The sequence below is a fragment of the Micromonospora sp. R311 genome (genome assembly GCF_056780015.1).
Window position 1 is genome coordinate 1 of record NZ_JBSWCE010000035.1, and the last position, 12291, is coordinate 12291.

Genomic DNA, 12291 nt, shown 5'->3' on the forward strand with positions numbered 1-12291 from the left:
CGCCATGATCCAGGCCGACAAGCCCGACACCGCCACGCTCATCCCGCACGGCGTGCAGGGCAAGCAGTCGCACATCAAGCTCAACGACGAGCAGATCGCGAATGTGAAGGCGATCATCGCGGCGACCAAGAAGTCCGACATGGACGAGCGCGCCGCCGTGGTGGCCATCGCCACCGCGCTGCAGGAGTCGAAGCTGGAGAACCTGGGTCACCTGGGTGAGCGCAACGACCACGACTCGCAGGGCCTGTTCCAGCAGCGCCCGTCCTCGGGTTGGGGCACGGTCGAGCAGATCACCGACCCGGAGTACTCGACCACGGCGTTCCTGAAGGGTCTGAAGCAGGTCGACGGGTGGCAGGACATGCCGCTGACCAAGGCCGCCCAGACCGTGCAGGTGTCGGCCTACCCGTTCCACTACGCCCAGTGGGAGCAGCAGGCCGCCGACCTGGTCGCCACGCACTGGAACAGCTGACCAGCCTGGAGCAGTTGACCGACAGACATTCCTGACAGGGGGACTGCTGGCCGGCACCCGACACGGGTGCCGGCCAGCGGCGTCTTCCCAGCAATCGGGCGGGCCCCACCGCGGGAACAACCAGACCCACCCACCGGTTGACAGGGGTGTCGGTGTGACCAGTGTCCCCGGGCCTCACCACTACCGCCTTCGCGGAATACCGTCCGGCTGGAGCCGCGTCGCGCCACTCGCCGAGAGGCGACCTGCACACCGACACCCCAGCACCGCCCCCGGAGCCCACCTGGCCCGGGGGCGGCGCTGTCTACACCGGGGGCGCCACCGAGCCGGGCCGCGCGCCAGGGCCGGGTGGAGGCACGGGCAGGACGGCGACGGCCCCCGGTCACCTCCCGGTGCTGCCGGGGGCCGTGGTGTGCCGTGCGGGCTCAGGTGGCGCTGATGGTGCCGGTCATCAGCAGGGCCAGGACCAGGGTGCCCAGCGCGACCCGGTAGAGCACGAAGACGTACAGGGTGTGGTGGGCGACGTAGCGCAGCAGCCAGGCGATGGCCGCGTACCCGATGGCGAACGCGATGATCGTGGCGACGATCATCTGGGCGACGCTCGGCACCGACGTGCCGGGGGCGGCCGGTTCGAAGACGTCGCCGACGCTGAAGATCCCGGACATCACCACGGCCGGGATGGCCAGCAGGAACGAGTACCGGGCCGCCGCCTCCCGGGTCAGGTTGAGCAGCAGTCCGGCGGTGAGCGTGCCGCCGGAGCGGGACACCCCGGGGATCAGCGCCATCGCCTGGGCGAAGCCCATCACCACGCCGTCACGCATCCGGAAGTTCTCCAGGGTGCGGGTCTGCCGGCCCCAGTACTCGGCGAAGGCGAGCACGAACGCGAAGACGATCAGGGTGGTGGACACCAGCCAGAGGTTCCGGCCGGCGGTACGGATCTGGTCCTTGAACAGGAAGCCGAACAGCCCGATCGGAATCGAGCCGACGATGACGTACCAGCCCATCCGGTAGTCGAGGCTGGAGCGGACGGACCTGTCCCGGAGACCGAGCAGCCAGGTGCGGGTGATCCGCCAGATGTCCTTGGCGAAGTAGATGAGCACCGCCGCCTCGGTGCCCAGCTGGGTCACCGCGGTGAACGACGCGCCGGCGTCCCGGTCGAAGAAGATCGCGGAGGTGATCCGCAGATGCCCCGACGAGCTGACCGGGAGGAACTCCGTCAGTCCCTGGACGATGCCCAGGACGATGGCTTCGACCCAGGTCACTCGCCGACTCCGGCGAGGTCGAACGCCTCGGCGACGGTACGCAGGGTCTGCACCCCGCTGTCCCGGTCGGCGGCGAACAGGCTCACCGACAGGGTGGTGACGCCGGCGGCGGCGTACTCCCGCATCCGCTCGGCGATGCGCTCCTTCGGTCCGAGCAGCGAGGTGCGGTCGATGAACTCCATCGGCACCGCGGCGGCGGCGTCGCGCTGCCGCTTGGCCAGGTAGAGGTCCTGCACCTCGCGGGCGGCGTCACCGTACCCCATCCGGGTGGCCAGCTGGTTGTAGAAGTTCTGCTGCCGGCTACCCATGCCGCCCACGTAGAGGGCGGCATACCAGCGGACCAGCTCGGCGCAGGTGGCGATGTCGTCGCCGACGACCACCGGAACGGAGGGCACCACGTCGAAGCCGGCCAACTCCTTGCCGACCTTGGCCCGCCCGGCCCGGACCGAGGCCAGCTGCTCCTCGGCGAACTCCGGCGCGTAGAAGACGGCCAGCCAGCCGTCCGCGATCTCCCCGGCCAGCTCCAGGTTCTTCGGGCCGACCGCGGCCAGGTAGATCGGGATGTGCTCGCGCGGCGGGTGGAAACCGAGCCGCAGCGCCTTGCCCGGACCGTCGGGCAGCGGCAGCGTGTAGAACTCGCCGTCGTAGGCGACCTCCTTGCGCGCCACGGCCAGCTTCACGATGTCCACGTACTCGCGGGTGCGGGCCAGCGGCTTGGCGAACCGGACGCCGTGCCAGCCCTCGGAGACCTGCGGGCCGGAGACGCCCAGGCCGAGCCGGAACCGGCCGCCGGAGAGGGCGTCGATGGTCGCCGCGGTCATCGCGGTCATCGCCGGGGTGCGGGCGGGGATCTGCATCACCGCGGCGCCCACGTCGATCCGCTCGGTCTGGCCGGCCATCCAGGCGAGCATGCTCGGCGAGTCGGAGCCGTAGGCCTCCGCCGCCCACACCACCGAGTAGCCGAGCCGGTCCGCCTCCTGGGCCAGGGCCAGGTGGTCGGCTGGCGTGCTCCACGCCGTCTGGTATCCGAGGCTGAGCCCGAGTCGCACTGGTCCTCCCCCATCCGCACCACAGGTCGCACCAGGTTACGCAATGCCGGACGCGGGGCCGATCACCGGCTCACCGGTTTGGCCCCGACCTCGGCGTCCCCGGCGCCGGCGGGTCGGGCGGACGGGCGGGTGCGGGCGGCCGGGCGGACCAGTCGGGACCGGGCCGAGCGGACACCCGGCCGGGCCGGCAGACTCGACGGCGGCGAGGATATCCGTCGGGCCCGGTTCGAAATAAGGTTCACCCATGCAACAGCGACCGCTCGGCCGAAGCGGGCTGGCGGTTTCGCGGCTCGCTCTCGGCACCATGACCTGGGGCCGGGACACCGACGCCGACGATGCGGCCGCCCAGCTGAAGAGTTACCTCGACGCCGGCGGCAACCTCGTCGACACCGCCGACGTCTACGGCGACGGCGACGCCGAGTCGGTGATCGGTTCGCTGCTGGGCACCCTGGTCCCCCGCGACGAGCTGCTGATCGCCACCAAGGCGGGGTTGCGGCCGGGCAGCGGCCGCCGGCGCGACGGCTCGCGCGGGCACCTGCTGCGTACGCTCGACGCCTCGCTGCGCCGGCTGGGCACCGACCACGTCGACCTGTTCCAGGTGCACGGCTACGACCCGGACACCCCGCTGGAGGAGACCCTCGCGGCGTTGGACCACGCGGTGGCCAGCGGCCGGGTCCGCTACGTCGGGGTGTCGAACTTCTCCGGCTGGCAGACCGCCCGGGCCGCCACCTGGCAGGCCGCCTGGCCGGGGCGGGCCCCGGTGGTGGCCGCGCAGGTGGAGTACTCGCTGCTGGAGCGGGGCGTGGAGCGGGAGGTGCTGCCGGCCTGCGAGGCGCTCGGGCTGGGCGTGCTGCCCTGGTCGCCGCTGGGCCGCGGGGTGCTCACCGGCAAGTACCGGCACGGCCGGCCGGCCGACTCCCGGGCGGCGTCGCCGCACTTCGAGCGGTTCGTCGCCACCTACCTGGAGCCGCGCTGCTCGAGCATCGTGGAGGCGGTGGCCACCGCGGCCGGCGGGCTCGGGGTCTCCCCGCTGGAGGTGGCGCTGGCCTGGATCCGGGACCGCCCGGGGGTGGTGGCGCCGATCCTCGGCGCCCGGACCGTCGGCCAGTTGCTCGGCGCGCTGCAGGTGGAGCGGATGACGTTGCCGGAGGAGATCACCACCGCCCTGGACGACGTGTCGGCGGTCCCGGTGGGTTACCCGGAACGGGACGGCTGACCGGCGGGTCAGGTCGACGGGCGCTGGCCGGGGATGCCCTGGACGGCGGCGAGGAACCGGGACTGGTCGTCCCGGGTGGCCGGGTTGACGACGCGGATCCAGGACCCGTCGTCGAACACGATGGTCGACGGGAACTGCATCAGCCGCGCCCCGCCCTCGGAGTCGATCCGGGCCACCCGGCCGCGTTCCACGCTCCACAGCAGCCGGGGTTGGCGGTTGTCCGGCCGGCCCTCGTCCGGGCGGCGACCCATCCGCAGCAGGTGCAGGTGGGTGTCCGTGACGGCGAGCGGGGTGCCGGTGTAGCGCTCCAGGAAGAGCAGCAGGCTGCCGGCGAGGGTGGCCAGGTCGCCGCTGAAGACGTACCGCCGCCGGTAGGCGATCTCGGCGAGCTGGTCGGCCAGCGGGCGGTAGCGGCTGAGCCGGAACAGGGCCCGGAACGCCTCCTGCTCCTCGGTCAGCGGCAGCGGCTCCCGGGCCGGGGCCGGCTGGGGCGGCGCGGTTTCCGGCGCCTCCTCCCCGGGCAGGCCGGCCGCGACCGCGGCGGCCTTGCCGGGGAGCAGGAGTACGCCCGCGGCCAGCCGCACCGGGGTCATCACCGCCTCCACCCAGACCACCGGGTTGACGATGTTGAGCAGGCCGAACAGCGCCCGGGGGTCGAGCGCCTCGGCCACCTCGCCGGCCACCCGGTCGGTGAGCTGACTGCCCGCGCGGTGCAGCTCGGGCGCCCGGACCGGGGCCAGCCCGACGTAACGGACCTGCTGCCCGGGCACCAACGGCGCGACCAGGGCGCGCTCGGGCTCGTCGCTGGTGCGGAACTCGTCGCGCAGCTCGCGGGCCTTGTCCCGGGCGGCCCGCGCCCCGCCGAGCACCGCATCGGTGAGCCGCCCGAGCCGACCCCGCGCAGCTCCGGTCACGCCGCCACCTCAGTTCGCGACTGCGGGGCTCGCAGAACCGGCTCACTCCTCGCGCTCACGGCGTACCTCCTCGATCGACCGTCACCGGCCCGCCGGCTGCTCCGCGGGTGGCTGACCGAAGACATTCTGGTCGATCCAGTCGGCGCCGCTCTGCACCGCCCGGTCGACCTGGTCGTCGATCTGGTCGGCGCCGGGCACGGAGAGGCCGCTGGCGACCGCGACGGTGCCCCAGGTGACCCCGTGCACGACCGTGTTCGGCACGTTCCACGGCAGGTTGGTGGCCCAGTCCCGGCCGATCATCCGGGCCCCGTCGGCCATGCCGTGGCTGCGCAGCACACCCATCCGCTCGAAGGTGCTCATGTCGAACGGCGACCCGGACTTGCCGAGCTTGAAGGTGCCCTTCGTCGGGTCCATGAACTTGTGGTACCACTTGTCCGCCTCCCCGGCGGCCCGCCGCTTGTCGGCGTACTTCTGGCCGGTGCGCAGCGCCTTCTGCTTGTCGACCAGCTTGTCCAGGTGGTTGCGCAGCTTGCGCAGGTGGAAGAGCACCCGCTGGAGCAGCCGGATGACCTTCTGCAGGTGCGCGGCGAGCGGCCGGATGACCTTGAGGGCCCGGGTGACCGCGATCAGGCCCCGGGTCACCGCCAGCGCCATGCCGGCCGCCCAGGACGCCCCGGCGGTGAACGGCGCCATCAACAGCGCGGTGACCAGCGTGACCAGCAGCCAGTTCACGAACTCGACGCAGAGGTCCACCAGCACGTCGTGCACGGTCTGCAGGCCGTCGGCGACGCCGCGGAGGTATTCGGCGGTGGCGGCGAACTGCTCGCCGAGGTCGAGCAGCTGCTGCTCCACCTCGGCCAGTCGGCGCCCGTACGCCTCACCGGACGGTGAGCGCCACCCGGCCTGCGCGGCCTCGCGGGCGCCGCGGTGATGCTGCGCCAGCTCCCGCACCTGCGCGGCCAGCCCGTCCCACTCGGTGGCCTTGGCGCGCAGCGCCGCCGGCTCACCGTCGACCATGTCGACGAGCTGGATGAGCGGCCAGGCCAGGGTGCGGCAGACGCTGTCGACCGCCTCGTGCACGCCGGAGAGCGCGTTGTCGATGCCGTTCCACAGCTGGACGGCGCTGTCGGCCGGCCCGCTCATCGCGGCATCCCGGACTGGATGGCCTTGAAACCGGCGTCGATGTCCTGCTCGTTGCGCTCGTACGCCTCCGCCGTGCCGGCCAGCGCGTCGCCGACCCGGCCGAACGCGTCCTGGGCCGAGCGGAACAGCTCCATCCCGCCCTCGACCTGCTCGGCGTACTTCTCCCGCAGCATGTCGCTGGCGAACGGCAGGTGGCCGAAGGCGTCCGACGGCACGTCGCCGGCCGAGGCGATCCGGCTCTCCAGCGCGGCGAGCGAGCTGGCGACCTGCTTCGCGGCGGTCTCCAGTCGGCGCACCGCGTGCACGTCGACCTCGATGTCTGGCGGCATGGCCGTTCCTCCCCCGTATGTCCCGGCGCAACGAAGATACGATCAGCCGGCCGCGGGCACCACCCCGGTGCCACCGTCCACGGGGGAGGAATCTCATGGCTGACCCGTTGTCCGCGTTCGACGCGCTCGCCGGACGGATCGCCGACATCGAACGCCGCTTCGCCGGGCTCCGCGACGACCTGGCCGAACTCTCCGGCACCGCGACCGACGAGAGCGGCCTGGTCACCGCGACCGTCGACGCCACCGGGGCGCTCACCGACCTGAACCTCGCGCCGACCGCGCTGCGGGTCGGCACCGAGGCGCTGGCGGAGATGGTGCTCGAGGCGTACCGGCGGGCCAAGGCGGCCGCCGCCGAGCAGTTCGACGAGCGCACCGAGGGCCTCGACGCGAAGCTCGGCGCCGGGCTGACCGAGCTGTTCGGCACGCCGGGCGACTTCTCGGCGATGGGCCGCCTGGAGGAGACCATCGGCCGGCTGGGACGGCTCGACGGCCGCCTGCCCGGCTCGCCGGCATGACCTCGCCGAGCTGGCCGGAGATCGTCACCCGGTTGCGCGACACGCTCGCCCGCTGCGACCGGGACACCGATCTGGAGCTGGCCGCCGGCCCCCGCCGGCTGCACCTGCTGGTGCGCCGGGAGACGGTCCGGCTGGTCTGCCCCGGCTACGACGAGGCACGCCTGACCGCGCTCGGCTGGCAGCGGCCCAGCGACGGCGGCGGATGGTGGTACGAGACGTCGCGTACCCCGGAGCGCCTCGACCGGCTCGCGGCGTTCGTCGCGCGGACCGCGGCCGAGGTGCTCACCGACGACCCGGCCGCGCTCTCCTGCCGGGCCCTGCCGCCGGAACCCGCCACCGGTCACCCGGGCGCGGCACCCGGCCAGCCGGCGGCCGGCCCGCCGGGCCGGGCGCTCGGCGAACGGACGGCGGTGGCCGACGCGGCGCCCGGAGGCCCGGACGCCGCGGGCGCCCCGGAGCGGCCCGTGGCGGAACTCCTCGCCGAGGCCGCCGGCCGGCGTGACCTTCCCGGCTACCTGGGGGTGCTGGCCGCCGCCACGGTGTGCGTGCCGCTGGCGGCGGAGCCGACCCCGGACGCCGACTTCCCGTGGACGGTGGTCACCGACCCGGCCGGCGCGCCGCTGCTGCCGGTCTTCACCTCGCCGGACGCGTTGGCGGCCTTCGCCGGCGAGGGGGTGCCGTTCGTCGCGCTGCCCTGCGCCGAGCTGTTCGCCGACTGGCCGGACCGGTCCTGGGGCCTGGTGGCCGACCCGGGCACCCCCCGCACCGTCGCCCTGGCCGCGCCGGCCCTGGCCGCCCTGCTCGCGGCGAACGCCCCGGCCGGCTGACCCGTCCCGGCCGGGCGGACGGAGCCGACCCGGGCGGCGGCGCCGGACGGCCGGCGCGGGGCGGCGGAAACCGGGCGTGGGCAGCGGCGCGAGTCACCGCGAGGGGGGTGGCGAACGGCCGCCGGGCTGGGCAGCATAGTGCCCATGGACTACGAATACGCGCCGCTGCGGTTGCCGCCGAACGTCGACCGGTTGACCGCCGCGGCGCAGCTGGCGATCCAGGCGGAGTTCTCCGGATGGGAGTTGGCCCGGGTGCGGCTGTTCCGGGACGGTACGCGGCAGGTGTGGCTGCGTCGCCGGCGGATCAACCAGCCGCAGCCCGGCCTGTCGTACTGACGGCCCGGGCGCGGGGCGGAGGTCCCGCGTCGGCGGCGCCCCGGAGCCCGTGCCGGGCCCCGGGGTGTCCCGCCCTGCCTAGTGGGCGTGGTCGTGCTCGTCGTCGAGCTCCAGGAACGGGTGCTCGTCGAGCCGACCGACCAGCCGGTCGTCGGCGCCCGGCTGGAACGGGCCGACCGGGTCGTCGTCGTCGAACGACTCCAGGTCGACCGGGGTGCCGACCTCGCTGACCATGACCACCCCGTCGAGCGGTTCCAGCTCCGGGATGTCCAGCGCGCCGAGCGAGCCGTCGCCGCTCTGCAGCAGCTCCAGCACCGCCTCGCCGACGCCCTCCACCGGGGCGGGCTCGTCCTCCTCGGGGGTGCCCTCCCGGCGGGCCACCTCGGCCACCCGGACCAGCGCCGAGACGCTCGGCACCCGGTAGTCCCGCCGCTGGCGCACCGAGATCACCCGTGGGTGCGGGTCGGTGGCCTCCACGCCCTCCGCGCCGCCGCCGAAGCGCTGATCGGCCTCGTCCGGGTCGATCGACTCGACGTCCCAGGGGGTGACCTCGCCGAAGGCGTCCAGGAGTTGCTCGTCGTACGCGTAGGACGCGTTGTTCAACGCCACGTACGCCTGCCAGACGTCGTCGTCGTCGATGCGGCCCTGCGCGGCGCGGACGGCGGCCAGGTGGTGGCGGGCCGCTTCGATCACGCGCTCGAGGGCGGCGTCCAGCTCACCGTGCTGGTCGGTCATGTGAGTGCAGTCCCTTCACGATGGGGAGGCCCGTGCCCGGCCGGGTGTGCACCGGGCACGGCTAGCAGGTGCGGAGGAACCGGTCGAGAACCCGCACGCCGAACTGTAGTCCGTCCACCGGGACCCGCTCGTCGATGCCGTGGAACAGCGCGGAGAAGTTCAGGTCGGCCGGCAGCCGCAGCGGCGCGAAGCCGAAGCAGCGGATGCCGAGCTGGGAGAAGGCCTTGGCGTCGGTGCCGCCGGAGAGCATGTACGGCACCGGGCGGGCGCCCGGGTCCTCGGCGCGCAGCGCCGCGGACATCGCCTCGACCAGGTCACCGTCGAAGGTGGTCTCCAGCGCCGGCTGGCGCTGGATGTACTCGATCGCGATGTCCGGGCCGATCAGCTCGCGCAGCTGCCGCTCCAGCAGCTCGGACTGGCCGGGCAGGCTACGGCAGTCGATGGTCGCGGTGGCCCGGCCGGGGATGACGTTGTCCTTGTAGCCGGCGGCCAGCCGGGTCGGGTTGGCGGTGTTGCGGATGGTCGCGCCGATGATGTTGGCGATCGGGCCGAGCTTGGCGATGGCGGTCTCCGGGTCGTCCGGGTCCAGCTCGATGCCGAGCAGGTCGGAGACCTCCTCCAGGAACGCCCGCACGGTGTCGGTGACCACCACCGGGAAGCGGTGCCGGCCGATCCGGGCGACCGCCTCGGCGAGCGCGGTGACCGCGTTGTCGTCGTGCATCATCGAGCCGTGCCCCGGCCGGCCCGTGGCGTGCAGGCGCAGCCAGTCGATGCCCTTCTGGGCGGTCTCGATGAGGTAGAGCCGCTGGGTGTCGTTGATCGAGTACGAGAAGCCGCCGACCTCGCCGATCGCCTCGGTGCAGCCGTCGAAGAGGTCGCGGTGCCGCTGGACCAGGAAGTGCGCGCCGTAGTCGCTGCCCGCCTCCTCGTCGGCGGTGTAGGCCAGCACGATGTCGCGCGGCGGGCGGACCCCGGTGCGCTGCCAGTCCCGCACCACCGCCAGCACCATGGCGTCGAAGTCCTTCATGTCGATCGCGCCCCGGCCCCACAGGTAGCCGTCGCGCAACTCGCCCGAGAACGGGTGCACCGACCACTCGTCGGCGTCGGCGGGCACCACGTCGAGGTGGCCGTGCACCAGCAGCGCCCCGCGCCCCGGGTCGGCGCCGTGGATGCGGGCGACCAGGTTGGCCCGGCCCGGCGCGGACTCGTGGATCACCGGCTCGACGCCCACCTCGGCCAGCTTCTCCGCCACGTACTCGGCGGCGCGGCGTTCACCCACGCTGGTGTCGTTGTCCCCGGTGTTGGTGGTGTCGATCCGCAGCAGGTCGCGGCAGAGGTCGACGACCTCGGTGGCGGGATCGGGTCGGGCGGAGGCGGCGTCGCTCGTCATCGCATCTTCATACCAGCCGGCTGCGGTTTCGGCGCGGACGCCGCCGGGTACCGCCGGACGCGACCGCACCCCCACCGCCGCCCGCCACCCGAGGAGGGCACCATGACCGTTTCGCTGCCGCCGCTGCCGCCCGCGCCCGAGGAGAGCTACCGGCCGGGTGGGCGCAGCATCGCCGACATCGTCTCCGGCGAGCATCGCCAGTTGCTGGAGCTGGTGGACCGGCTCACCGGAGCGCAGGACCCGCCGGCGGACGGGGTGCAGGTGCTCACCGCCGCGCTGTCCCGGCACCTGTCCGCCGAGGAGCAGTACCTGCTGCCCGCCGTGCGGGCCGCCCGGCCGGACGCCGCGGCGCGGGTGGACCGGGAGATCGAGGCCGACGCCGGGCTGCTCACCGCGCTCAGGGAGGCGGCCGGCCTGGCCGAGGTGGCCGAGCGGGTCCGTCGGCACGTGGCCGGGGTCGACGCGCTGGTCGCGGAGCTGCGCGAGGTGGCCACCACCGAGGAGCTGATCCGGCTCGGCAACCGGCTGGAGATCGCCGAGGAGGCCGCGCCGACCCGGCCGCACCCGGCCACCCCGGCGACACCGCCGTGGAACCGGATCGTCGAGCCGGCGGTGGGTGTGGTGGACAAGGTGCGCGACGTGGTCTCCGGCCGGCCCACCTACCTGGCCGACCTGCCCGGGCCGCCCGAGGGATGACCGGCCGTCGGCCGCACCGTCCGGCCGGGCCCGCACATATCGGAAAGCGTTGATCCGTACGGGCCCTTCCCGCAGGCTGCCCGGTGGACCTACCGTCACTTCATGAATCTGGAGCTGCGACACCTGAGGGTGGTCTGCGCGATCGCGGAGACAGGGAGCGTGACCAAGGCGGCCTCGACGCTCGGCCTGGCCCAGCCGGCGCTCACCGCCCAGCTCCAGCGCATCGAGCGGACCCTGGGCGGGCCGCTGTTCGAGCGGGACCGCCGCGGCGCCCGACCCACCGCGCTCGGCGAGCTGGTGCTCGCCCGGGCCCGGGTCCTGCTGCCGGCGATGAAGGGCCTCCAGGACGAGGCGGCCCGGCTGGCCGGGGCCGGCGACGCGCCCCGGCGGTACCGTTTCGGCGGGGTGAACAGCCCGATCCTCGGCCGGCTGGTGCACCGGCTCGCCGCCGAGCAACCGCAGGCGCAGATCAGCACGTACGCCTCCTGGTCGGTCGACGAGCTGGCCCAGCTGGTGGCGGGCGGCCGCCTCGACTACGCGCTGAGCGGGGTGTGCGGCGACTCCACGCCGTCGGCGGAGTTCGGGCTGAGCTGGCGGGAGGTGGCGGTGGACCCGGTGCTGGTGCTGCTGCCGGAGACCCACCCGCTGGCCGACCGGGACGAGGTGCGCCTGGTGGACCTGCGCCACGAGCAGTGGGTGGCCGCGCCGGGCGACGGCTGCTTCGGCGACTGCTTCGCCGCCGCCTGCGCCCGCGCCGGCTTCACCCCGCGCAAGGTGTACGAGGCCGACGTGCGCGGCTGTGTGGACCTGGTGGACGCCGGCGAGGCGGTGGCGCTGTGCCAGGCCACCTTCCGCCCGGTGGCCGGCCTGGTGACCCGGCGGCTGGCCGGGACTCCGCTGCGCTGGCGGCTGATGCTGGGCTGGCACCCGGACTCCCCCGCCGCGCTCGGCGCCGAGCTGGTGCTGGAGACGGCGCTGGCCGCGTACACCGACGCGCTGGCGCCGCACCCGGCGTACCTGGCCTGGCTGCTGCGCAATCCGGACTTCGGGGTGCGCGGTCCGGCGGCGGCCCGGCCGGTCGCCGGGGCGCGCGGGGTGCGAACCGCCTGACGGCGGGTATCTGCCCGGCATGACCGACCTCGACCCCGCCGCCGGCGACCGTGAGCCGATGCTCCGGGCCGCCGCCGCGCACACCGCCGCCGCCCAGGACGTGGAGTCCTTCCTGCGCCGCCTGCCGGACGTGCCCACCGCGTCGGACATCACCGAGTACGCCAACCTGCTCACCCGCGAGCAGCGCCAGCGCGCCGACCGCGAGGCCGCCGCCGACGCCGCGGGTCTCACCATCGGCAGCCTCGAATCCGACCAGGGCACCTGACCGGGCCCGACCACGACACGTCGTCGTCACCCGGTCGG

At 74.2% G+C, this 12291-nt stretch carries 15 protein-coding genes; 8 read left to right on the forward strand and 7 right to left on the reverse strand.

Annotated elements, in window-relative coordinates; all coding sequences use genetic code 11:
• On the forward strand, window positions 1-469 hold a 469-nt coding region (locus AC1WTP_RS26095; protein ID WP_481651910.1), incomplete at its 5' end, for a hypothetical protein.
• Between the two features lie 422 nt (window positions 470-891).
• Here the strand turns inward: AC1WTP_RS26095 and AC1WTP_RS26100 are convergent.
• Both AC1WTP_RS26100 and AC1WTP_RS26105 read right to left on the reverse strand, forming a co-directional pair.
• On the reverse strand, window positions 892-1728 hold the full coding sequence (locus tag AC1WTP_RS26100) for an undecaprenyl-diphosphate phosphatase (RefSeq protein ID WP_481651911.1): 837 nt from the start codon (window positions 1726-1728) through the stop codon (window positions 892-894).
• On the reverse strand, window positions 1725-2777 hold the full coding sequence (locus AC1WTP_RS26105) for an LLM class F420-dependent oxidoreductase (RefSeq protein ID WP_447138339.1): 1053 nt from the start codon (window positions 2775-2777) through the stop codon (window positions 1725-1727). The genes AC1WTP_RS26100 and AC1WTP_RS26105 overlap by 4 nt, the downstream gene beginning before the upstream one ends.
• A 244-nt stretch (window positions 2778-3021) precedes the next feature.
• On the opposite strand from AC1WTP_RS26105, the gene AC1WTP_RS26110 reads away from it, so the two are divergent.
• The gene (locus AC1WTP_RS26110) at window positions 3022-3993 is read left to right on the forward strand and encodes an aldo/keto reductase (RefSeq protein WP_481651912.1); all 972 of its coding nucleotides are present in this window, start codon (window positions 3022-3024) and stop codon (window positions 3991-3993) included.
• Window positions 3994-4001: 8 nt separating this feature from the next.
• Here AC1WTP_RS26110 and AC1WTP_RS26115 read toward each other — a convergent pair whose 3' ends face one another.
• The 3 genes from AC1WTP_RS26115 to AC1WTP_RS26125 all read right to left on the reverse strand — a co-directional run bounded on the left by AC1WTP_RS26115 (window position 4002) and on the right by AC1WTP_RS26125 (window position 6379).
• Entirely contained in the window at window positions 4002-4907 is a 906-nt protein-coding gene (locus tag AC1WTP_RS26115) for a hypothetical protein (RefSeq protein ID WP_481651913.1), read from the reverse strand.
• A gap of 81 nt (window positions 4908-4988) precedes the next feature.
• Window positions 4989-6050 carry a WXG100 family type VII secretion target gene (locus AC1WTP_RS26120; protein ID WP_481651914.1) on the reverse strand — a complete coding sequence of 354 codons (1062 nt, stop codon included), beginning with the start codon at window positions 6048-6050 and terminating at the stop codon, window positions 4989-4991.
• Window positions 6047-6379: a hypothetical protein gene (locus tag AC1WTP_RS26125; RefSeq protein ID WP_481651915.1), complete on the reverse strand. Its 333-nt coding sequence runs from the start codon at window positions 6377-6379 to the stop codon at window positions 6047-6049. The genes AC1WTP_RS26120 and AC1WTP_RS26125 overlap by 4 nt, the downstream gene beginning before the upstream one ends.
• 95 nt (window positions 6380-6474) lie before the next feature.
• On the opposite strand from AC1WTP_RS26125, the gene AC1WTP_RS26130 reads away from it, so the two are divergent.
• The 3 genes from AC1WTP_RS26130 (at window position 6475) to AC1WTP_RS26140 (ending at window position 8057) form a co-directional block, all read left to right on the forward strand.
• Entirely contained in the window at window positions 6475-6894 is a 420-nt protein-coding gene (locus AC1WTP_RS26130; RefSeq protein WP_447138334.1) for a YbaB/EbfC family nucleoid-associated protein, read from the forward strand.
• Window positions 6891-7721 (forward strand): SseB family protein, encoded by an 831-nt coding sequence (locus tag AC1WTP_RS26135; protein WP_481651916.1) that lies wholly within the window; start codon window positions 6891-6893, stop codon window positions 7719-7721. Before AC1WTP_RS26130 ends, AC1WTP_RS26135 begins: the two co-directional genes overlap by 4 nt.
• A gap of 144 nt (window positions 7722-7865) precedes the next feature.
• Entirely contained in the window at window positions 7866-8057 is a 192-nt protein-coding gene (locus AC1WTP_RS26140; RefSeq protein WP_447138332.1) for a DUF5703 family protein, read from the forward strand.
• A 78-nt stretch (window positions 8058-8135) separates the two neighbouring features.
• Here the strand turns inward: AC1WTP_RS26140 and AC1WTP_RS26145 are convergent, their stop codons facing one another.
• Window positions 8136-8792: a hypothetical protein gene (locus AC1WTP_RS26145; RefSeq protein ID WP_481651917.1), complete on the reverse strand. Its 657-nt coding sequence runs from the start codon at window positions 8790-8792 to the stop codon at window positions 8136-8138.
• A 61-nt stretch (window positions 8793-8853) separates the two neighbouring features.
• A complete protein-coding gene (locus tag AC1WTP_RS26150; protein ID WP_481651918.1) occupies window positions 8854-10182 on the reverse strand; it encodes a M20/M25/M40 family metallo-hydrolase in 1329 nt (442 codons plus the stop codon).
• A 102-nt stretch (window positions 10183-10284) separates the two neighbouring features.
• On the opposite strand from AC1WTP_RS26150, the gene AC1WTP_RS26155 reads away from it, so the two are divergent.
• The 3 genes from AC1WTP_RS26155 to AC1WTP_RS26165 all read left to right on the forward strand — a co-directional run bounded on the left by AC1WTP_RS26155 (window position 10285) and on the right by AC1WTP_RS26165 (window position 12253).
• Window positions 10285-10878 carry a hemerythrin domain-containing protein gene (locus AC1WTP_RS26155; protein ID WP_481651919.1) on the forward strand — a complete coding sequence of 198 codons (594 nt, stop codon included), beginning with the start codon at window positions 10285-10287 and terminating at the stop codon, window positions 10876-10878.
• Between the two features lie 102 nt (window positions 10879-10980).
• Complete coding sequence (locus AC1WTP_RS26160; protein WP_481651920.1) at window positions 10981-11988, forward strand: LysR family transcriptional regulator; 1008 nt, start codon at window positions 10981-10983, stop codon at window positions 11986-11988.
• Window positions 11989-12007: 19 nt separating this feature from the next.
• A complete protein-coding gene (locus AC1WTP_RS26165) occupies window positions 12008-12253 on the forward strand; it encodes a hypothetical protein (protein ID WP_481651921.1) in 246 nt (81 codons plus the stop codon).
• The last annotated feature ends 38 nt before the right edge of the window (window positions 12254-12291 follow it).